21 protein-coding genes are annotated in these 19,994 nt (G+C 39.2%); 12 read left to right on the top strand and 9 right to left on the bottom strand.

Going from position 1 to position 19,994, the window contains the following annotated elements; genetic code table 11:
* Position 1: 1 nt before the first annotated feature.
* Positions 2-1,222 (bottom strand): multidrug efflux RND transporter periplasmic adaptor subunit AdeF, encoded by a 1,221-nt coding sequence (adeF, locus tag ABLC00_RS12760; RefSeq protein ID WP_004886191.1) that lies wholly within the window; start codon positions 1,220-1,222, stop codon positions 2-4.
* Between the two features lie 197 nt (positions 1,223-1,419).
* Here adeF and adeL point away from each other — a divergent pair, with 197 nt between their 5' ends.
* The 5 genes from adeL to ABLC00_RS12735 all read left to right on the top strand — a co-directional run bounded on the left by adeL (position 1,420) and on the right by ABLC00_RS12735 (position 5,690).
* On the top strand, positions 1,420-2,451 hold the full coding sequence (adeL, locus tag ABLC00_RS12755) for a multidrug efflux transcriptional repressor AdeL (protein WP_002049092.1): 1,032 nt from the start codon (positions 1,420-1,422) through the stop codon (positions 2,449-2,451).
* 176 nt (positions 2,452-2,627) lie between these two features.
* Entirely contained in the window at positions 2,628-3,413 is a 786-nt protein-coding gene (locus ABLC00_RS12750; RefSeq protein ID WP_002049251.1) for an ABC transporter substrate-binding protein, read from the top strand.
* Between the two features lie 91 nt (positions 3,414-3,504).
* On the top strand, positions 3,505-4,194 hold the full coding sequence (locus ABLC00_RS12745; RefSeq protein ID WP_000010370.1) for an ABC transporter permease: 690 nt from the start codon (positions 3,505-3,507) through the stop codon (positions 4,192-4,194).
* A complete protein-coding gene (locus tag ABLC00_RS12740) occupies positions 4,191-4,904 on the top strand; it encodes an ABC transporter permease (protein WP_033846055.1) in 714 nt (237 codons plus the stop codon). The genes ABLC00_RS12745 and ABLC00_RS12740 overlap by 4 nt, the downstream gene beginning before the upstream one ends.
* A 9-nt stretch (positions 4,905-4,913) precedes the next feature.
* Complete coding sequence (locus ABLC00_RS12735; RefSeq protein WP_000438610.1) at positions 4,914-5,690, top strand: ABC transporter ATP-binding protein; 777 nt, start codon at positions 4,914-4,916, stop codon at positions 5,688-5,690.
* Between the two features lie 70 nt (positions 5,691-5,760).
* Here ABLC00_RS12735 and abeS read toward each other — a convergent pair whose 3' ends face one another.
* The 4 genes from abeS to ABLC00_RS12715 all read right to left on the bottom strand — a co-directional run bounded on the left by abeS (position 5,761) and on the right by ABLC00_RS12715 (position 9,486).
* Positions 5,761-6,090 carry a multidrug efflux SMR transporter AbeS gene (abeS, locus tag ABLC00_RS12730; protein WP_004886197.1) on the bottom strand — a complete coding sequence of 110 codons (330 nt, stop codon included), beginning with the start codon at positions 6,088-6,090 and terminating at the stop codon, positions 5,761-5,763.
* Between the two features lie 236 nt (positions 6,091-6,326).
* Positions 6,327-6,590, bottom strand: a complete 264-nt coding sequence (locus tag ABLC00_RS12725) for a YfhL family 4Fe-4S dicluster ferredoxin (RefSeq protein WP_033846054.1) — start codon at positions 6,588-6,590, stop codon at positions 6,327-6,329.
* 2 nt (positions 6,591-6,592) lie between these two features.
* Positions 6,593-7,963 (bottom strand): tRNA 5-hydroxyuridine modification protein YegQ, encoded by a 1,371-nt coding sequence (gene yegQ / locus ABLC00_RS12720; RefSeq protein ID WP_033846053.1) that lies wholly within the window; start codon positions 7,961-7,963, stop codon positions 6,593-6,595.
* Positions 7,964-8,019: 56 nt separating this feature from the next.
* Positions 8,020-9,486: a PLP-dependent aminotransferase family protein gene (locus ABLC00_RS12715; RefSeq protein WP_080775623.1), complete on the bottom strand. Its 1,467-nt coding sequence runs from the start codon at positions 9,484-9,486 to the stop codon at positions 8,020-8,022.
* 230 nt (positions 9,487-9,716) lie between these two features.
* Between ABLC00_RS12715 and ABLC00_RS12710 the strand changes: the two genes are divergently transcribed.
* Positions 9,717-10,586 carry a PhzF family phenazine biosynthesis protein gene (locus tag ABLC00_RS12710; protein WP_006581087.1) on the top strand — a complete coding sequence of 290 codons (870 nt, stop codon included), beginning with the start codon at positions 9,717-9,719 and terminating at the stop codon, positions 10,584-10,586.
* A 54-nt stretch (positions 10,587-10,640) separates the two neighbouring features.
* On the opposite strand, the gene ABLC00_RS12705 is transcribed toward ABLC00_RS12710, so the two are convergent.
* Positions 10,641-11,420, bottom strand: a complete 780-nt coding sequence (locus ABLC00_RS12705; RefSeq protein WP_002049093.1) for a ferredoxin--NADP reductase — start codon at positions 11,418-11,420, stop codon at positions 10,641-10,643.
* A gap of 104 nt (positions 11,421-11,524) precedes the next feature.
* Here ABLC00_RS12705 and tsaA point away from each other — a divergent pair, with 104 nt between their 5' ends.
* Positions 11,525-12,253, top strand: a complete 729-nt coding sequence (gene tsaA, locus ABLC00_RS12700) for a tRNA (N6-threonylcarbamoyladenosine(37)-N6)-methyltransferase TrmO (protein ID WP_004886212.1) — start codon at positions 11,525-11,527, stop codon at positions 12,251-12,253.
* Positions 12,254-12,263: 10 nt separating this feature from the next.
* On the opposite strand, the gene ABLC00_RS12695 is transcribed toward tsaA, so the two are convergent.
* A complete protein-coding gene (locus ABLC00_RS12695) occupies positions 12,264-13,532 on the bottom strand; it encodes a DUF4010 domain-containing protein (RefSeq protein ID WP_004886215.1) in 1,269 nt (422 codons plus the stop codon).
* A gap of 288 nt (positions 13,533-13,820) precedes the next feature.
* Here ABLC00_RS12695 and ABLC00_RS12690 point away from each other — a divergent pair, with 288 nt between their 5' ends.
* The 4 genes from ABLC00_RS12690 (at position 13,821) to ABLC00_RS12675 (ending at position 18,126) form a co-directional block, all read left to right on the top strand.
* Positions 13,821-15,578 (top strand): GspE/PulE family protein, encoded by a 1,758-nt coding sequence (locus ABLC00_RS12690; protein ID WP_004886218.1) that lies wholly within the window; start codon positions 13,821-13,823, stop codon positions 15,576-15,578.
* Between the two features lie 75 nt (positions 15,579-15,653).
* Entirely contained in the window at positions 15,654-16,004 is a 351-nt protein-coding gene (locus ABLC00_RS12685; RefSeq protein WP_002049212.1) for a NirD/YgiW/YdeI family stress tolerance protein, read from the top strand.
* 104 nt (positions 16,005-16,108) lie between these two features.
* The gene (locus tag ABLC00_RS12680) at positions 16,109-16,771 is read left to right on the top strand and encodes a response regulator transcription factor (RefSeq protein ID WP_004886221.1); all 663 of its coding nucleotides are present in this window, start codon (positions 16,109-16,111) and stop codon (positions 16,769-16,771) included.
* Positions 16,768-18,126: a HAMP domain-containing sensor histidine kinase gene (locus ABLC00_RS12675; protein WP_004886224.1), complete on the top strand. Its 1,359-nt coding sequence runs from the start codon at positions 16,768-16,770 to the stop codon at positions 18,124-18,126. Before ABLC00_RS12680 ends, ABLC00_RS12675 begins: the two co-directional genes overlap by 4 nt.
* A gap of 65 nt (positions 18,127-18,191) precedes the next feature.
* Here the strand turns inward: ABLC00_RS12675 and hemP are convergent, their stop codons facing one another.
* Positions 18,192-18,362 (bottom strand): hemin uptake protein HemP, encoded by a 171-nt coding sequence (gene hemP, locus ABLC00_RS12670; RefSeq protein ID WP_000993415.1) that lies wholly within the window; start codon positions 18,360-18,362, stop codon positions 18,192-18,194.
* A gap of 136 nt (positions 18,363-18,498) precedes the next feature.
* Between hemP and ABLC00_RS12665 the strand changes: the two genes are divergently transcribed.
* Positions 18,499-19,401: an NUDIX domain-containing protein gene (locus tag ABLC00_RS12665; RefSeq protein WP_004886228.1), complete on the top strand. Its 903-nt coding sequence runs from the start codon at positions 18,499-18,501 to the stop codon at positions 19,399-19,401.
* Positions 19,402-19,423: 22 nt separating this feature from the next.
* On the opposite strand, the gene ABLC00_RS12660 is transcribed toward ABLC00_RS12665, so the two are convergent.
* Positions 19,424-19,975: a tetratricopeptide repeat protein gene (locus tag ABLC00_RS12660; protein WP_004886233.1), complete on the bottom strand. Its 552-nt coding sequence runs from the start codon at positions 19,973-19,975 to the stop codon at positions 19,424-19,426.
* Between the last annotated feature and the right edge of the window lie 19 nt (positions 19,976-19,994).

The raw sequence follows: 19,994 nt of genomic DNA, 5'->3' as shown, positions 1-19,994 counted from the left end.
ATTAACCTTTTGCCGGAGTTGATGTTTTATCTGTTGGCTGAGGTTGAGAAGAAGTAGCGTTAGCAGTGATTTGTGCATTTGGCATAGGCACGAGATGCGGTGTAATAGGGTCACCCGGACGAATCCGCTGTAAACCATTCACTACAATACGGTCACCCGCTTGTAATCCGCTATTTACGATTTGCAAGCCATCTTGTTGGGCACCGAGTTTTACTTCGCGGTAAGCAGTTTGATTTTTCGCATCAACGACTACAACAAAACGTTTATCTTGGTCGACGCCAACCGCGGTTGGACTAATCAGAATCGCTGGGCGAGGTTGGCCTCCACCTAAACGGATTCGTGCATATAGACCCGGTAATAAAACACCGTTTGGATTGTCAAAAGTTGCGCGAACACGAATCGTACCTGAGGTTGTATTCAGGTTATTATCGATTGAGTTGATTGTTCCTTCGCGAGTAAAGCCTGTTTCATTGGCAAGTCCCATATAGACAGGTACCTGTGCTGAATTACGCTGATTACTGATATATTTCAGGTAAGTTTGTTCATCCACATCGAAAGATGCATAAAGACGGGATACAGAAACTAAACTTGTTAAGACCTGTGCACCGTTACCTGCAGAGACGACATTGCCGACGGTGACTTCAGCTCGTGAAATCCGGCCGCTGACTGGTGCAGTAATACGGGTATATTCCAGATTTAAACGTGCAGATTGGACAGCAGCTCTAGCGGCTTGTAGGTTAGCATTCGCTGAACGTGCATCATTTTCGGCTAAATCCAGTTCTTGGCGAGAAACAGCATTACTCTGAATGAGACGTTGAATACGTGAAAGATTGCTTGCGGTATATGTTACCTGTGCTTCAGCTGAAGCAAGCTGGGCTTTTGCACGATTCAGTTCTGCTTCGAAAGGACGCGGGTCAATGGTAAATAGTAAATCGCCTTTTCTAACAAGACTGCCATCTTTGAAATGTACGGCAATAAGTTTTCCTGAAACTTGAGGCCGAATATCAACTTGATCAATTGCTTCTAAACGACCGGAATATTCTTGCCAATCGGTAATGGTTTTGCTTACTACAGGGGCTACATCAACAGTAGCAGCTTGTTGGGCACTGGTCGGTGCAGCTTTTGCATCGGCATTTTCATGTAAAAACATAAAACTGCCCCCTGTAGCCAAAATGGCGACAAAGATGGCAGACAGTGCAAACTGTTTGCGGGAAAATGACATGAGGTGCTCCTAGTTATTTGGATACCTGTTTTCAGACTTTTAGTTATGGTCCGTATGGGAGAAACAGGGTTTATGGAATGGACGGAGCATAAAAGTTTGTCAATCACGAATAAATATATTAAATTCGATAACACTATTCGTATTTTTATAACAATTGATGTATTTGAATAAAGAAATGCATTAATAGGAGTGTGCGTGTGGATCTATTTCATGCCATGAGAGTGTTCAACAAAGTGGTTGAAACAAATAGTTTCAGTTTAGCAGCTGATAGTTTGGGTTTACCGCGTGCTTCTGTGACCACAACTATTCAGGCTTTAGAGAAGCATTTACAAGTTCGTTTGCTGAATCGGACAACACGAAAAATTAGTCTCACACCGGATGGCGCCGTATATTATGATCGGACAGCCCGTATTTTAGCGGATGTTTCCGATATTGAATCTTCCTTTCATGATGCAGAGCGGGGGCCAAGAGGTCAGCTTCGTATTGATGTGCCTGTATCCATTGGCCGTTTAATTTTAATTCCAAGACTACGCGATTTTCATGCACGCTATCCTGATATTGATTTAGTGATTGGTCTAAATGACCGACCTGTAGACTTGGTGGGAGAGGCTGTCGATTGTGCAATTCGGGTCGGTGAATTAAAAGATTCAAGCTTAATTGCGCGTCGTATCGGAACTTTCCAGTGTGCAACTGCTGCTTCACCGATTTATTTAGAAAAATATGGCGAACCTACCTCAATTGAAGATTTGCAAAAAAACCATAAAGCGATTCACTTCTTTTCAAGCCGTACCGGACGCAACTTCGATTGGGACTTTGTCGTTGATGATTTAATTAAAAGTGTGTCAGTACGTGGACGTGTTTCGGTAAATGACGGTGATGCTTACATCGACTTGGCTTTGCAGGGTTTCGGTATAATTCAAGGCCCACGTTATATGCTCACCAACCATTTAGAATCGGGTTTGTTAAAAGAAGTATTGCCTCAGTGGACGCCAGCGCCGATGCCGATTTCAGCAGTTTATCTTCAAAATCGTCATTTATCACTCAAAGTAAAAGTGTTTGTAGATTGGGTCGCTGAACTTTTTGCAGGTTGTCCATTACTTGGCGGTACGGCTTTACCTTTCGACCAGAAATGTGAATTTGCCTGTGATAAAGAAACTGGTCATGAATATACAATTCGTACTTTGGTCGAGCAGCACAATATTGCTGAAGCTTATACACTCAAAACTTAATCTTAAAATTTGATTGATTTTTCAACATTTAAACCGTCAATACAGTTCATTGCTTAGACATCTTCATAAATCCTTAATTTACTGGTATAGAAATTGCAATTATTTCGGCAGAAGAGTAATTTAGAAATTGCTCAAGTTTTTATCACCTTATTAGGATTTTAAGGAGAAGCTTCAAGATGGCAAGCTTTATGAAAAAAATGTTCGTTTCAACAACCTTAGTTTTGGCTGCTGTTGCAACGAATGTTCAAGCAAAGGATTGGAAGGTGATTCGTTTTGGTACTGAGTCGTCTTATGCGCCGTTTGAATATAAAACACCAGATGGCAAGTTAACTGGTTTTGATGTTGATTTAGGTAATGCCATTTGTGCAAAGCTTAAAGCCAAATGTGTTTGGGTGGAAAACTCTTTTGACGGGATGATTCCCGCGCTTAAAGCGAAAAAATTTGATGGCATTCTTTCATCAATGACCGTTACTGATGAACGCGCGAAACAAATTTTATTTAGCAGCAAAATCTATAATACGCCAACGCGGATGGTTGCAAAAAAAGGTTCGCCGTTGTTACCAACACCTACTTCATTAAAAGGTAAGCGTGTTGGCGTACAGCAGGGCACAATTCAAGAAACTTACGCTAAAACCTATTGGGCTCCAAAAGGTGTGAGTGTTGTTCCTTATCCAACTCAAGATTTGATTTACCAAGACATGATGTCTGGTCGTTTGGATGCAACTTTACAAGATGCAATCATGGTTGATGGCGCTTTCTTAAAACAACCGAAAGGTAAAAACTTCTCTTTTGCTGGCGGCAATGTGGTGGATGTCAAAACATTGGGGGTAGGTGCGGCTATCGGTTTACGTAAAGAAGATGCAGACTTGAAAGCGAATATTGACAAGGCACTCGCTGCAATCATTGCGGATGGCACATACAAGAAACTCGAGAAAAAATACTTCTCTTTTAGCATTTACTAATGATGTGAAAAATGTCGGCTAAGTGCCGACATTTTTAAATCTATTCTCATCTCATCAATATTAGATATTGTTTTTAAGGAGAAGATGAGTCATGTCTTTTTCTGGCTACGGGCCACTCCTTCTCAGCGGAACATGGATGACCATACAGCTTGCGCTGTTATCACTCTTGCTTTCTGTCATTATTGGCTTAATTGGTGCGAGTTCAAAACTCTCTAATATTAAAGCTTTACGTTATATTGCGACCGCCTATACCACACTCATCCGTAGTGTGCCTGACTTAGTGATTATGCTGCTGTTATTTTATAGCTTGCAGTTGGGTTTAAACCAAATTACTGAAGCACTACAAATGGACCAGATTGATATAAACCCATTTGTGGCTGGTGTGATTACCTTAGCGTTCATTTATGGTGCATATTTTACCGAGACCTTTCGTGGTGCATTTCAATCGGTTCCGAGGGGACAAATTGAAGCAGCAATGGCCTATGGGATGACGCCGTGGCAGGTTTTTCACCGTGTATTATTCCCTCAAATGATGCGTTTTGCGTTGCCCGGCATTGGTAACAACTGGCAAGTTTTGATTAAGGCGACCGCGCTGGTTTCCATTATTGGCCTGACTGACATTGTAAAAATTACGCAAGATGCAGGTAGAAGTACCATGCAACTGTTCTTTTTCAGCATCGTGGCTGCCGCTATTTATTTGGTCATTACTACCGTATCGAACCTGATCTTAATGTGGCTTGAACGTCATTATTCTGCTGGTGTGAGGAAGGGGCAATTATGATTGAAATCCTTCAACAATATTGGAAAGCATACCTTTGGACTGATGGCCTACAAATGACTGGTGTCGCGATGACTGCTTGGTTATTGGTGCTTTCTATTGGTATTGGGTTTGTGCTTGCTGTGCCTTTGTCACTTGCACGAGTATCAGAAAATAACTGGTTACGTGGTCCAGTTTGGTTGTTTACCTATGTTTTCCGTGGCACACCACTGTACATCCAACTGTTAATTATTTACTCGGGTATTTATAGCTTTGATTATGTCCATGAACATCAAACTCTCGATGCATTCTTTCGAGAGGGCATAAATTGCACCATTTTGGCATTCGCGCTCAATACTGGTGCATATACCACTGAAATCTTCGCTGGAGCGATTTGTTCTATTCCACATGGTGAGATTGAAGCTGCTCAAGCTTTTGGTATGTCAAAATGGAAACTCTACACACGTATTATCATTCCGTCGATGTTACGCCGTGCTTTGCCTTTTTACGGCAATGAAGTCATTTTAATGTTGCATGCCACAACCATTGCATTTACAGCAACAGTTCCCGACATTTTAAAAATTGCGCGTGATGTGAATGCAGCAACCTATGACACTTTCAGTGCTTTTGGCATTGCTGCGGTGTTATATGCAGTGCTGGCTTTTATTTTGATTTGGATATTTCGTAAGTTGGAAAAACGTTGGTTGGCATTTTTAAAGCCATCGAATCATTAGGAGACATAAATGGAACAGGTTGCAAAACTAGTGATTCGTGATTTACACAAAACATTTGGCGATCATGAAGTACTTAAAGGAATATCACTTGATGCAAATGCCGGTGATGTAATTAGTATTATTGGTTCATCTGGTTCAGGTAAAAGTACCTTGCTGCGTTGTATCAACTTTTTAGAACAACCGAGCAATGGCACGATTAAGCTCAATGGTGAAAAACTACGCACAGTCTTTGATAAAAAAGGCAATTTAAAAGTAGTTGACCCAAAGCAGCTACAAAAAATGCGTACTCAGCTCATGATGGTATTTCAGCACTTTAATTTATGGTCTCACATGACAGTGCTAGAAAATGTCATTGAAGGGCCAATCCATGTACTTGGAGTAAAACGTGCTGAAGCAGAAGAGTGTGCACGCAAGTATCTACGTAAAGTTGGATTGCCTGAAAGTGTTGAGAGTAAATATCCGGCATTTTTATCTGGTGGTCAGCAGCAACGTGTAGCAATTGCTCGTGCTTTGGCTATGGAACCGGAAGTGATGTTATTTGATGAACCAACCAGCGCACTTGATCCAGAGTTGGTAGGTGAAGTACTAAAAGTAATGCAAGGCTTGGCTGAAGAAGGTCGTACTATGATTGTGGTCACACATGAAATGGGCTTTGCACGTCATGTGTCTAATCAGGTGATTTTCTTACATCAAGGGAAAATTGAGGAACAGGGACATCCTGATGAAGTACTTAACAACCCGAAAAGTGAACGTTTAAAGCAATTTTTGACGGGCAGTTTAAAATAAGCTGTTGATACCGAGTATGGTGAAACTTTTTTAACATTCTCATCATACTCGGTTGCTTTTTAAATATATTTTATAGATGAGTATTTTTAGAAAATACATTAATAATCACAATACCCGCGATCATTAAAGCTAAACCAATGCAGGCAGCCAGGTCTAAATGTTGTTTGTAAAATATCCAGCCAATTGCGGAAATTAAAATAATACCTGCACCCGACCAAATGGCATATGCGATTCCGATTGGAATTGTTTTTAATGTCAGAGACAGTAAATAAAAAGCAATTGCATAGCCCACAACCGTAATAATAGACGGAATGGGAACAGTAAAACCTTGAGATGCTTTTAATGCTGAAGTTGCAATAACTTCACAAGCAATCGCAATTGCTAAATAAAGATAAGACATGGGAAGCTGCGCCAGAAAGGGTTTTAATCAATCTATATGAAATGTTGATATAGTTTGACCAGTTTTAACGATTGTTCAATTTTTTTGGTACAAAAGTACCAGTAAACCAAACTAAACTGATAAATTGATTTTATCACTAGCAATATGCTCTAGACCATTTCTTCGTTTATTTAATAGCTGGTCAGCATAGTCATAAAAAGAGGATCAGTGATTTTAACTTGATCCTCTAAATGGTTTTAAAAAGAGAATGAGCCAATTAAATTCAGGCCTTTAAATTTCTCTAATAATTGTTCTTTGCTTTCAATATGTGCAGGGTCTGGTTCTATACAATCGATTGGGCAAACCGCTTTACATATTGGTGCATCATAAAAACCTACACATTCTGTACAACGAGATGAATCAATTTCATAAACTTTGCTTCCTTCAAAAATAGCTGTATTGGGGCATTCGGGTAAACACATATCACAATTGATGCAGTCATTCGTAATCAAAAGGGCCATGTTTAACTCACTGAATAAGCCAATGTAGAGGCAGTAATACTTTCTTTCGCATGCGGCAAATTGCGTATGAGTAGGGCATAACTAACATCAACATCTTGTGAAAGTGGAATCTCAACAAAATGTCCCGAACCTTTAGCATCTGTAATTGGATTGCCCTTTAAATCGCGCATTTCGGTTAAGGTAAAGCTGATATTGCCTTGAGGCGTCATGAGTTCAAGTGAGTCGCCAATCACAAAACGGTTTTTCACCTCAATGCGAATATAATCACCGTGACGTTCTAAAACTTCACCACAAAATTGTTGATAGTCAAAATGTGATGATCCGTCAGCATAGTTTTGATATTCGCTATGTACATGCCGTCTTAAAAAGCCTTCAGTGTAACCGCGGTTTGCCAAACCTTCGAGTTGGGTCATTAAACTTGGGTCAAAAGGTTTACCTGCTAATGCATCATCAATGGCTTTTCGATAAATTTGAGCAGTGCGAGCACAATAAAAATAGGATTTAGTACGGCCTTCAATTTTCAGTGAGGCAATGCCCATTTTTGTTAAACGATCTACATGTTGTACCGCACGTAAATCTTTAGAGTTCATAAAATAGGTGCCGTGTTCATCTTCTTCCGCAGCAAACATTTCTTCATTATTACGTTGTACGAGTAAAGTTTGAACCGAGGTTGTTTCTGATTGTCCTGATGAGCAGCAAGACTTTTCTGTTGTATTTAGCTGAGTGACTGGAATTACATCGCCGTTTGCATCTTCTTGGGCTTCATGCAGTTTATAGTCCCAACGGCAGGCATTGGTACAAGCACCTTGGTTGGCATCACGCTTGTTCATATATCCAGAAAGTAAACAGCGGCCTGAGTAGGCCATGCATAGAGCGCCATGTACAAAAACTTCGAGTTCAATATCTGGCACATGTTGCTGGATTTCTTCTATTTCTTCTAAAGATAATTCACGCGATAAAATCACACGACTTAGGCCGTAGTCTTTCCAAAATTTAACAGTGGCCCAGTTAATAGCGTTGGCTTGAACCGATAGATGAATTTGCATTTCTGGAAAATGCTCACGTACCATCATAATTAAGCCAGGATCAGACATAATCAAAGCATCTGGCTGCATAGCCACAATTGGCTCAAGATCGCGTATAAAGTTTTTTAATTTGCTGTTATGTGGCTGAATATTTACCACAACATAAAACTTCTTACCCAAAGCGTGGGCTTCATCAATACCAATTTTTAAGTTGTCATGATCAAAAGTATTATTACGTACACGTAAGCTGTAACGAGGTTGGCCTGCATATACGGCATCTGCACCATAGGCAAATGCATAGCGCATGTTTTTAAGTGAGCCTGCGGGAGAGAGAAGTTCGGTTTTCATAAAATAAAAGGCATAAAAAATATATGGTTTTATTTTATTAACTCTATATTTTCGATTCAACCTACTGAATTAGTAGGAATTTGAGTTATATCATTTTGCGTGGGTAGCATATTTTTTGCTAACTCTCCTAAGCGCATCAAAGCATTTAACATTTTAGGATTTAACTCAAAACAAGTTGCAATACGTAAACAATGACTAAAACGTTTATCAGCTGAACATAAAACTCCTGGCATACATAAGATCTTTTCATCCATTGCTTGATGAAACAGTTCTAATGTATCAATAGACTCGGGTAGCTCTAACCATAAAATAAATCCAGCTTGTGGACGACTAACTCGAGTACCGAGTGGAAAATAGCGACAAATATAAGAGTTGATGGTGTCGATTTGTTGTTGATAGCGCTTTTTGAGCTGACGTAAATGCAGATCATATCCGCCATTTTCTAAAAAAAGTCCTAAAGTTTCGGTGAGTAAAGTTGGTTCGGCAACGGTTGTTGTTAATTTAATTTGCTGCACAATATTACGAAAGCGTCCAGCTTCTAGCCAACCAATTCGATAGTCAGGTGCCACAGTTTTGGTATAGCTACCACAGACCAAGACCCATCCATTTTGGTCAAATGCCTTAATGTTGGGTAGGAGAGGCTCGGTGAGTTGTAGTTCAGCATACATTGCATCTTCAATAACCGGAATTTGGAACTGATTAGCGAGCTCTGCTAAACGCCGGCGGTTGCTTTCAGGCATGCTAAAACCAAGAGGATTATGTCCTGTCGGAATAGTTAATATGGCTTGTACACTTTTAGATTTTAAGAGTTCTTCAAGTGCATCTAGACACATCCCTGTATGCGGCGAAGTCGGCACTTCTACGATTTTTCGCCCTAAATTATGAAGAAGCGGGTACAGGTTATGAAAAGTAGGAATCTCAAGCGCTATGCTGTCACCTGCTTGGGTGGTTGCCATAATTGCGAGACTTAAAGCCTCCATAGTGCCATGAGTCAGCACAATGTCATCTGCGGACAGAAACATGCCAAGCTGTAAGCTTCGCCTAGCAATTTGAGTACGTAATCGTAATGAACCAGGCGGCAAAGTATAGTTTTTAAAAATGTCTGCCTGTGTCCGTAAAACTTGAGCAGTTAAACGTTTTAATCTTTCTATTGGATAGAAGTTTTCTCCAGTAGGGCAAGCTAGAGCTAAATTGGCATAGTCAGGCTCCATCTGTTTTTTAACAATTTGTGCGAGAAAACAGCTAATTCCTGAAAGAGATACTTTTTCTTCACTGACATAACGCTCTTCGAGTTCTAGTAAGTTTGAAGGCGCATGACAAACATAGTAGCCAGACTGTGGGCGAACTGAAATTAAACCTTGGTCTTCAAGCTGACGATAAGCTTCTTTTACGGTGTTAATACTGACCTGATAATGATTTGCACAGTCACGAATTGAAGGCAGCCTAGAACCAATAGGCTGCCTACCATTCTGGATTTGAAGGGTGAGGTCATCACTCACTTTTTTATATTTGTACATGTCAATTTATTAAAAAATAAAAGCAATGGATACACTTTATAGTGATCTGGTATTTATCTCAAATATTGTTATTCGCTTAGATTAATCCTTTTAAGCAGGATTTATTTTTAAGAACTGTGTCTATTATTTTTAATATTAACTGATACTGTGACCATCAAAAATAAATTAGTAAGATCAAAAAGTGGTGAGGATTTAAAGCCATATTTTTTTAATTATAAAATCAGTAGGAGTGGTCTATGTCTGTTGTTGCATTTAAACAAGTTGATGTTTTTACTTCACAAGCATTTAAAGGAAACCCTGTTGCGGTCATTATGGATGCCAGTACTTTAACGTCTGAGCAGATGCAAGCCATTGCGAACTGGACCAATCTTTCTGAAACCACATTTGTATTTCCAGCCACTGATTCACAAGCTGACTATCAGGTTCGAATTTTTACTCCACAAAGTGAGTTGCCATTTGCAGGACATCCCACAATTGGTACCGCCTATGCTTTGCTTGAAGCGGGTATAGTGACTGCTAAAGAAGGTAAGCTAGTACAGCAATGCGGTGCAGGTTTGGTGACTTTGACTGTAAGTGATTCAAAGCATATTTCATTTGAACTCCCTAAGCCTAAAATTACTCCACTCGATGCAATGCATACTGAAAAATTGGCAGAAATTTTAAAATGTAAAATTAATACACAATGGAATGCAGCATTGATAGATGTAGGTGCGCGTTGGGTTGTATTACAAGCTGTAAATGCTAAGGCTGTTTTAGATAGCCAACCCGACTTTGCTGCTCTAAAAGAACATGATTTAGAAATGAAAGTTACGGGTGCGACAGTTTTCGGTTTTTATGAAAATGATGATATAGAAAAGCATATAGAGGTCCGTTCATTTGCACCTTCATGTGGTGTAAACGAAGATCCAGTTTGTGGTAGTGGTAATGGGAGTGTAGCGTCTTTTATTCGTTACTATGGTATTTTGCCAGCACAAAATGACCTTGTGCTTTCTTCACAAGGTCGCGCTTTAGGGCGCAATGGACAACTTAAGCTTGAATTGCATCAAGATAAAATTTTAGTGGGTGGAACAGCTGTTACCTGTATTGATGGCAGCATCACCTTATAAAAAGAGCTATAAAAAAACCGAGGACTTTACCTCGGTTTTTTATTTAGAAAAATCTTATTTTTCTACGAACGCACGTTCAATCACGTAGTCGCCCATTTCACCCATGCGAGGTGATTCAACTAAACCATGTTGGTCAAGTAATGCAGCAACGTCTTTTAAGAATGCAGGGCTACCGCAAAGCATTGCACGGTCAGTTTCACGGTTGAAACGTGGTAAACCGATTTTTTCAAATAAAGCGCCTGTTTCAATTGCAGTTGTTACACGGCCTTGAGTGTGGAAAGGTTCACGAGTAACAGTAGGGTAATAAACAAGTTTGTCTTTAATACCTAACTCTTCAAAGAATTCATGGTTTGGTAATTCGTTCAAGATCAGGTCTTGATAAGCTAATTCAGAAATATAGCGTGTACCATGAACAACAATTACTTTTTCAAAGCGTTCGTAAGTTTCTGGGTCACGAATAATTGACAAGAATGGAGCAAGACCAGTACCAGAAGATAAAAGGTACAAGTTTTTACCTGGTAAAAGATCATCATGAACTAAAGTACCTGTTGGTTTTTTAGAAACTAAAATTTCGTCACCAACTTGTACTTTTTGCAAAATTGAAGTTAAAGGACCATCTGGTACTTTAATCGAGAAGAACTCTAACTCTTCTTCGTAGTTTGCACTTGCAATCGAATATGCACGCATTAACGGTTTGCCATTCACTTCAAGTCCGATCATCACGAACTGACCATTTTTAAAACGTAAGCTAGTGTCGCGTGTAGTTTTAAAACTGAAAAGGGTGTCATTCCAGTGGTGCACATGAGTAATGCGTTCAACGTTAAAAGCAGCCATTAAAGGTCTCGATCACGATTAAAAGAAAACAGATTGCTATTCTAATCTAATTTCATTCCCGATAAACTGAATATATTTAATTGTGTTTATAAGAAAAAGTGATGATGAATTCTGTCACCCTCCCAATAGTCGGGCACATGTGCTCACCTTTTCGAGAAAAATTTGGTATTCCACGTCAGCCTAATTTGGTTAATATCGAATCTTATATCGAGATGGTAGAACCTTATAACGACTTGTTGGCTTTTGAGGGAATCGAACAATTTAGTCATCTTTGGCTCATTTGGCAGTTTCATGACAATAAAAATCAGGAGAATGCAACTAAATTCCGGCCTCAAGTTCGCCCACCACGTTTAGGGGGCAATGAAAAAATTGGTGTGTTTGCAACACGCAGTATGTATCGTCCAGCGCCTGTGGGTTTATCTGTAGTACGTTTAAAAAAGATTGAAAAAGTCGGTAAGTCATTAAGAGTGTACGTTACAGGCAGTGATTTATTAAATGGCACGCCAATTTTAGATATTAAACCTTATATTCAATATTCAGATGCCATTGTTGATGCTCAAAGTGGTTATGCGCAGGCTGAACCCGAACGAAAGTCGGTCATATGGTCGGAAACTGCACTCACTACCCAGCAATATCTTTTAAAGAATAAAAAAATTAATACGCAATATCTTGATGAATTAGAACAAGTATTGACGTTAGACCCTAGACCTGCCTATCAAGAAGACCCTGAACGTGTCTATAAAATGAAATTTTCGAATTTTGATATTCATTTTAAAGTGAATGGCAATGTCATTACAGTTATTGCTATGGTGAAAGATAAATCGCTTATCTAATAAAGCCGTTTTAGAACCAATGTAGGTTCATCCATAGCAAGCTAATAAATATTGTCATATGCAAAATTTGGGCAGGAATAAAAGCAAGGGCATAACGCATTCCACCAGAAATAGCCGAGTTAATGCTTTTAGCAATCGCATGGACAGCGAAGCCGCTCATGAAAGCAATGAGTAGTGAGGTATGAGCGTTATTCGGTTCTCCTTGTACAATTACTGCTGCAATAGCTGCATGTATTTCAAACAAAGATGCGAGTAAGGTCCCTGCGATTAAGCCCGCATCTCCCAAATATAGACTTAGACCATAAACGCCTGCCTGAATGAGGGTAAGTGTCCCTGCAATAATAATCGCTTCTTTTAAGCTAAACATTCTGGAATCTAGCTCGGGTGTAGTCGTACTTGGCTCTGCCTTGCGTAATATAATGAAAGCCCATACCGCTAAAAAAGCCAATGCAATGAGTGTTGGAAATATAATGAATTTGAACCATGCCAAACTTATACCGACGACAATAATTAAGGTTTGTACCAATGTGGAAACACATGACATTAATGCTGCACCTGCATTTGTCTTGGCATTTGCACGACCAGAGCGTACTTCCAAGCCCAGACTCGCGATAGTGGCGGTACTTGAAACAAAACCTGATGCTAAAGAAGAGAGTAATAAAGCATTTTTAGAAGATAAAAGCCGCTTTGCAATATGTGCGAGGGCTTGCACAAATAAAATCAACGTCAGTAACTTTAAAATCACATGAGGGTTTAGAACGGGGCCCCAAAAAGGTTTATTGGGGACTAAGGGTAAGGCAATTAAAAGTAATGCCAGTAAAAAAATCCCGTCGCGCAATTCTGATTCGGTAATCCATTGACTGGCTATGCCATGCATAGATTGTTTTGCCAATAAGATAATCGTTATGATGACGGCAAGTCCTGCAGCCAGCGAAATATTCCAAATACAAAGCGCCCCGATGAAGTAAGTTATAATAAAGGCAAGTTCTGTGGTGACACCAGGATCATTAGGCTGATTTTTAAGAGAGACAATACTGATCGCGCCTATAAGTAGAGCACCTACAATTCCAATTTCAGTACCAAATAAAAAGCATATTGCTCCGAGTAGTGAGCTAATTGCAAATGATCGAAAACCTGCGAAAGTTTTATATTCGTGTTTTAACTTACTTCGTTCGCGCTCCAGACCAATTAATAACCCGCAGCCCAATGCAGCAGCAATGATAGTGATAAATTCTTCAAATGATGCAGTTTGTAATGACATTGTCATTGGAAGATTCATAATACTTCCTCTTAGGTTTATTGTTATATGTAGATGTCAGTCATTTTTAAATCATATATTCATGTCCAGTTTATGCTTTTTATTGTATTGAGCCTAGTCTCTTTTTTAATCAAACTATCATAATAAATATCTTTATAAATATGATCTATGACACAAAAAAAATCTAAGTTGAGAATTGGTTTAATTATTTGAAGTTAAAAGATATTTAAAAGCTAAATTTGAAGATTTCTAGACCAGTTAAATCTAAAACATCTCTGCTATATTATAAAAATATATTGGGGATAACACATGAATGCACATGTAGAAATAGACGCACATTGGTGTCTGGAACAACTATTACAAGAAGGCCGCATTACTGAACGGGACAAATTACTGGTACAAACGACAAATAGACAAAAAGATCAATTGAAATGGCATCCATTACAGTGGATTGCACATTTTAATTTAAAAGACCAACAGCACGTACAAGCACATTTAAGTCTAAACCGCCTGTGCCAATGGTTTGCCGATCGGGCGCAATTACCTTTATTTGTGATTGATCCTTTAAAAGCAGATGTAAGCGCTTTAACTCAAGTCATGTCACAAGAGTTTGCAATTCGAAACCATATTTTAGCTGTAGAAGTCCATGCAGACCGAATTGTGATTGGTACAGACCAGCCTTTTAAAACAGATTGGTTAAACAATTTGGAAAGAAGCCTGGCACCGAAGAAAATTGAACGGGTATTGCTTAATCCCGAACAGTTGCAACGTTATTTGCGAGAATATTATCAGGTTAGCCGTGCGGTAAATTCAGCTCAGAAAGATGCTGCCCATGACCGTGATAACAAAGGGGTAGAAGCACTTTTACAGCTTGGTGATACACAGAATCCTGATGCCAATGATCAGCATATTGTGAAATTGGTCGACTGGATTTTACAGTTTGCATTTGAACAAAGCGCCAGTGACATTCATATGGAACCGCGTAAAGACAATGGCAAAGTTCGGTTCCGTATTGATGGTGTTTTACATACCATTTATAACATGCCCTCAAATACACTGACTGCCGTGATTTCCCGAATTAAAATTTTAGGGCGATTAAATGTAGCGGAAAAACGTAAACCGCAAGATGGTCGGTTAAAAACACGCACACCGAAAGGGCAAGAAACCGAGCTCCGTTTATCTACCTTACCAACAGCGTTTGGTGAAAAACTGGTTATGCGTATTTTTGATCCAGATGTACTGGTACGTTCCTTTCAGCAATTGGGTTTTGACCAGTCATTGTTGCAACAATGGCAGCGTATTACACAAAATAGTCACGGCATTATTTTGGTTACTGGTCCAACAGGTTCTGGTAAAACCACAACGCTATATTCTTCTTTAAAGCAGCTTGCAACCGAGCAGGTCAATGTCTGTACCATTGAAGACCCGATAGAAATGCTAGAGCCTAGTTTTAACCAAATGCAGGTCAATAATGCAATTGAGCTGGGCTTTGCTGATGGTGTGCGTGCCCTGATGCGTCAAGACCCAGACATTATTATGATTGGGGAAATTCGTGACCAAGATACTGCAAATATGGCCATTCAGGCAGCACTCACAGGTCATTTGGTTTTATCAACTTTACATACCAATGATGCGCCGTCTAGTTTGACGCGTTTACATGATTTGGGTGTGCAACCTTTTTTAACAGCAGCGACTATTTTAGGGGTATTGGCTCAGCGTTTAGTGCGACGACTTTGCCCGCACTGCAAACAAGAAACTCATATAAATGAGGAAGAATGGCAGCATCTAACATTTGACTATATTATGGAAATGCCCGAAAAAGTTTATCAAGCAGTAGGGTGTGAACAATGCCGACATACGGGCTATAAAGGTCGAGTTGGTATTTATGAGTTTATGCCAGTTAGTCTTGAGCTTAAGCATCTTATTAGCAGCCATGCGACATTAAATGAACTACGAAGCCAAACCAAAAAAGAAAGTGTAGAGCCTTTGAGAATTGCGGGAGCACATAAAGTCATTGAAGGGCTTACCACTTTAGAAGAGGTATTAAGAGTTGTTCCATTAAACTAAACTTTTCTTAAGATTCACCTCATTTATGCTTGTTTTACTGATGTCATTCCAAGATGTAATCAAATAGGTGATTTTATGAAAGCATTTAAAGTGATCTTGATGACAGCGCTTACTGGTATAGCGCTAGCTCCTATATCTATGAGTCAAGCAGCGGCTATATCTGCAACGGTCACTACTGTTAAGCAAGCATTAACGGCAAAAGACGATACGCCTGTAAAACTACATGGACAAGTCGTGAAATCTATTGGAGATGAGAAATATCAGTTCCGAGATAAAACAGGTACTATCACTATTAATGTAGATGATGAGCTTTGGCAAGGTCATCCTATTTCCCCAACAACTAATATTGGTTTAGTTGGTGAAGTAGATATAGACTTTAAACCCTCAAAACATGTAGAAATTGATGTAGAACAAATCCAGTTTTAAGCATTGGACTTTACTTATAATATTTATAGCCGCACTGATGATGCGGCTTTGCTTTTTTAATAAAGGCTTGGCAAGATCAAGACAGAATATAACAGGAAAAATAGATGAGAATTTTGCTTGCAGAAGATGATCGCTCTCAAGCGGAAAGTATTCAATCTTGGTTAGAGTTAGATGGCTATCAAGTCGATTGGGTCGAAAGAGGTGATTATGCCCTTACTGCGATTGAGCAGCATGACTATGATTGTATTTTACTTGATCGAGGTTTACCTCAACTGGCAGGTGAAAAAGTCTTAACAACAATCCGTTATAAACAAAAAAATGTACCTGTCATTTTTATTACAGCACGTGACAGCATTCATGACCGGGTAGAGGGACTAGATTTAGGCGCAAATGACTACTTGATTAAACCTTTTAGCCTAGAAGAGTTATCTGCCCGAATCCGTGCTCAATTACGTAATCAAACTTTAAGTCAGCAATCGATTCTAATATGGGGAGATTTACATCTCGATACTCAAGCAAAAGTTGTATCGTTGGCCGGAAATCCCATTGATTTAACAGCGAAAGAGTTCCAAATTTTACGTAAGCTCATGGTTCATCCTGAACATATTATTACTCGGGATCAATTAGAAGAAGCGCTCTATGCATGGGGGGACGAGATTGAAAGTAATGCAATAGAGGTTTTTATCTATCAACTTCGAAAAAAAATCGGCAGTAGCAGTATTAAAACCATACGGGGACTAGGCTACCGTATGGGAGATTTAAAATGAAAACGAATCGCTCCTCTTTGCAGTCTCAACTGGTTAAAACCACTATGTGGAGCAGTATCGTGGTGGGGCTGCTCGCTTTAAGCTTGCTTACCATATTTTCGATTTATCACAACATGTCAGTGCAAGATGAAATCATGGATGAAATTTCAGATACCTTATTGGTTTCTGATCTCTCTAAACATTCTATGAGACAATTTGACGAGCTCAGTGATGAGTTTGATATTCAGTATGAATTATTAAATTCTGGTCAATTGCTTACTCATTCTCATACTTACCAACATGAACTTTTTGAACAAGGCAATTTATCAAACGGTTTTTCATATTTTTGGTTTGATGGTCAATTATGGCGTAGTCTGGCCGCACAACAAAAAGATTCAGAGCTGCAAGTTGAGGTTTTTCAACCCATGAGTACTCGTGTTGAAGAGGTACTCAAAGCACTCGCTGGATATAGTGGTCTTATGGTTTTGTTCTGGCTACTACAATGGGTCATTGTAAGTTGGCGTACCGAACAACAATTGGCGGCTCTCAATCTACTCTCTAAACGTATTGCTCAAAAAACCGCATCAAATTTAGAACCGATTCAAGACCCAGATGTCATTACAGAAATTCAACCCGTCATAGATGCATTAAACCAGTTACTTGCAAGGCTCCAAAGGGCACTCGTTGCTGAACAGCGATTTACCGCAGATGCATCACATGAGTTACGTTCACCTTTATCTGCCATACAAATGCGTCTGCAAGTTTTACAACGTAAATATCAGCATATTCCAGAGCTTGATCAAGACTTTGAACGCATCCAAGAAGACGTTTCAAGAAGTACCAAAATTCTTGAAAATTTACTGCTTCTTGCTCGTTTGGAACCTAATGAAATAGAACAACCAGAACTCTTTAAGAGTGTGATTGATTTAAACCATCTATTGGCTCGAGTAATTGAAACTGTAAGCATGGATGCACAAGCCAAACAAATGATGATTGAGACAAATATTTTGTCAAATGAAACCAAAATATTTGCAAATGAAGAATTACTTTTCATTGCTTTTAGAAATCTGTTTGATAATGCTATTCGCTATAGTCCTATGTTGGGTTTTATTCATGTTGAGCTCAGTCATGATCAGCAACAATTAAAAATTTCTATAGAAGACACTGGAAATGGCGTAGATGATGAAGTTTTAAGACGTCTAGGACAGCGTTTTTTTCGTGTATTAGGTACGCAGCAACAAGGCTCAGGATTAGGTCTATCAATTACTAAGAAAATTATTCAACTCCATGGTGGGGAACTACAATTTATGCATGCAAACCAAGGTGGTTTAAAAGTTGAGGTGACATTGCCTTTTAATCATGAAATACAAAAATAGCATGGTTGCCCATGCTATCCATTTTTTGTTTTCCCACGAATATTATTGAAACGCGAGGGTAGTTCTTATTTAGTTAAAATGAGACGGTTATTACGAGTAAGGCGTAGTCGGTATTCCTCGCCAGCATGCATAATTCGAATTTCACGACCTAATGCAAATAGGTTGTTAGAATGCAGCATTGGTAAGGCATGAGCTGAGTCAGTGTTACGAGTAAATAAGCTAAAAGGTGCGTTCATTTGTTGTGCTCCGTGGTATATTCTTGAACGATTTAAATGATAATCATTATCGAATAGATCTGTCAATGAGATTTTAAAGAATTTATAAATTGATAAAATTTGCTTACACTTGGGAAAAATTTGAGTGAGTAGAAAAATGCCTAAACCGATAGTCGATGTCGCAATAGCTATCTTAATTCATCGCGGAAAAATATTAGTTGGATGGCGTGGTGAACAGCAGCATCAAGGTGGAAAGCATGAGTTTCCAGGAGGAAAGGTTGAGCAGGGTGAAACGCCTGAAGAAGCATGCCGCCGTGAAATTTATGAAGAAGTCGGTATTGGTTTAAAAGATTGGCATCAGTTTGATTATATTCACCATGAATATGATGACATTATCGTCAACCTTCATTTGTTCCATAGCTATGTACCTGATGAATTATTAAATCTTATTCATCAGCCTTGGACATGGTATACGCGTGATCAGCTAGTTAACTTAAACTTCCCGAAAGCCAACAAAGATATTATTAAAAGATTGTATTGGCCACATTTTATTAAAATTAGCGCTACGCTCACACTACCCGAAAATGATGAAACTTTAGTGTATTGGCGCAGTGAAAAAGATAATGTTAGTGAGGATGATCTAGAAAAATTAGCTCTTTTAGATACAAATCAGCTTTCAAAATTAATCATGAATGTCGATGTTTGGCACAAACTAAAACCTGATTTAAAAAGCCGTATAAGAACAGTACATCTTAAACAGTCTCAATTAATGAGTTTGCATAAAGGCGACTTAGAAGTGGGAGTACGTTTTATTGCTGCTTGCCACGATGCGGTTTCTTTACAGCATGCTCAGCAAATTGGTTGTGATGCTGTTTTTGTAAGCCCTGTCAAAGTAACAGAGACCCATCCTGACGCTATCGCATTAGGGTGGGATCGTTTTGCTGACTTAATTGACAAATGCCAGATTCCCGTCTTTGCTTTAGGGGGCATGAGTCCTGATGATTTAGCCACAGCACAGCAATATGGTGCGTATGGCTTGGCAGGTATTCGTAATTTTTAAAAAGACATAAAAGCATTAAAAGCTAGAGCGCTTTTAATGCTTGCTGAGCTTCCTGAACAGTTTTTGGGTTATTACGTTGTTGACCCGCTTTTAAAATGGTTAGCCAAAGCTGTTTTTTCATCGCTTGGCTCTGAGCAAAGCTTAAACCACGTCTTGCAAGAGACTCAGCATTAGCATATTGCTGTTTATGATTTGCAGTCAGTGCAAGAAATAAATAAGTCTCGGCGGCCTGTGGAGCTAAACGCTGGGCTTGAAGGGCGTAGCGCTCTGCATCTGACCATTGCTGGTTTTTGTAAGCTTGCTCAGTTTTTTGCATTAAAGTTTTAAAAGCTGGTAACTGGCTTCCATCCTCATTAAAGCGTTGGGGCTTTTTCTGCTGAGGAACAATCACCTGTAAACTTTTACGTTGAATATCTGGATGATCATAGGGTGTAATTTTTACACCAGATGGTGTCTCAGCATTCTTTTTCTCAGTAACAGGTGGTGTTTTCTCTTTTGGAGTTGAATGATCCGGTAAAGTTGTACAGCCGACCATAAGTACAGCACCAATATAAAAAACACCTTTCTTTAACATATCCTGTTTCCTGTTAATG

This window comes from Acinetobacter nosocomialis, assembly GCF_041021905.1.
GTDB classification, from domain to species: domain Bacteria; phylum Pseudomonadota; class Gammaproteobacteria; order Pseudomonadales; family Moraxellaceae; genus Acinetobacter; species Acinetobacter nosocomialis.
The sequence above is the reverse complement of the archived record's forward strand: the minus strand, read 5'-3'. Positions and strand labels throughout refer to the sequence as shown.

What these genes read in the sequence shown, in the direction of transcription:
- adeF (WP_004886191.1), bottom strand. Translation starts at nt 1,222, where the DNA reads ATGTCATTTTCCCGCAAACAGTTTGCACTGTCTGCCATCTTTGTCGCC.
- ABLC00_RS12690 (WP_004886218.1), top strand. Translation starts at nt 13,821, where the DNA reads ATGAATGCACATGTAGAAATAGACGCACATTGGTGTCTGGAACAACTA.
- ABLC00_RS12660 (WP_004886233.1), bottom strand. Translation starts at nt 19,975, where the DNA reads ATGTTAAAGAAAGGTGTTTTTTATATTGGTGCTGTACTTATGGTCGGC.
- abeS (WP_004886197.1), bottom strand. Translation starts at nt 6,090, where the DNA reads ATGTCTTATCTTTATTTAGCAATTGCGATTGCTTGTGAAGTTATTGCA.
- ABLC00_RS12695 (WP_004886215.1), bottom strand. Translation starts at nt 13,532, where the DNA reads ATGAATCTTCCAATGACAATGTCATTACAAACTGCATCATTTGAAGAA.
- ABLC00_RS12740 (WP_033846055.1), top strand. Translation starts at nt 4,191, where the DNA reads ATGATTGAAATCCTTCAACAATATTGGAAAGCATACCTTTGGACTGAT.
- ABLC00_RS12750 (WP_002049251.1), top strand. Translation starts at nt 2,628, where the DNA reads ATGGCAAGCTTTATGAAAAAAATGTTCGTTTCAACAACCTTAGTTTTG.
- ABLC00_RS12725 (WP_033846054.1), bottom strand. Translation starts at nt 6,590, where the DNA reads ATGGCCCTTTTGATTACGAATGACTGCATCAATTGTGATATGTGTTTA.
- ABLC00_RS12680 (WP_004886221.1), top strand. Translation starts at nt 16,109, where the DNA reads ATGAGAATTTTGCTTGCAGAAGATGATCGCTCTCAAGCGGAAAGTATT.
- ABLC00_RS12745 (WP_000010370.1), top strand. Translation starts at nt 3,505, where the DNA reads ATGTCTTTTTCTGGCTACGGGCCACTCCTTCTCAGCGGAACATGGATG.
- ABLC00_RS12710 (WP_006581087.1), top strand. Translation starts at nt 9,717, where the DNA reads ATGTCTGTTGTTGCATTTAAACAAGTTGATGTTTTTACTTCACAAGCA.
- tsaA (WP_004886212.1), top strand. Translation starts at nt 11,525, where the DNA reads ATGAATTCTGTCACCCTCCCAATAGTCGGGCACATGTGCTCACCTTTT.
- ABLC00_RS12675 (WP_004886224.1), top strand. Translation starts at nt 16,768, where the DNA reads ATGAAAACGAATCGCTCCTCTTTGCAGTCTCAACTGGTTAAAACCACT.
- ABLC00_RS12735 (WP_000438610.1), top strand. Translation starts at nt 4,914, where the DNA reads ATGGAACAGGTTGCAAAACTAGTGATTCGTGATTTACACAAAACATTT.
- ABLC00_RS12665 (WP_004886228.1), top strand. Translation starts at nt 18,499, where the DNA reads ATGCCTAAACCGATAGTCGATGTCGCAATAGCTATCTTAATTCATCGC.
- yegQ (WP_033846053.1), bottom strand. Translation starts at nt 7,963, where the DNA reads ATGAAAACCGAACTTCTCTCTCCCGCAGGCTCACTTAAAAACATGCGC.
- ABLC00_RS12685 (WP_002049212.1), top strand. Translation starts at nt 15,654, where the DNA reads ATGAAAGCATTTAAAGTGATCTTGATGACAGCGCTTACTGGTATAGCG.
- hemP (WP_000993415.1), bottom strand. Translation starts at nt 18,362, where the DNA reads ATGAACGCACCTTTTAGCTTATTTACTCGTAACACTGACTCAGCTCAT.
- ABLC00_RS12705 (WP_002049093.1), bottom strand. Translation starts at nt 11,420, where the DNA reads ATGGCTGCTTTTAACGTTGAACGCATTACTCATGTGCACCACTGGAAT.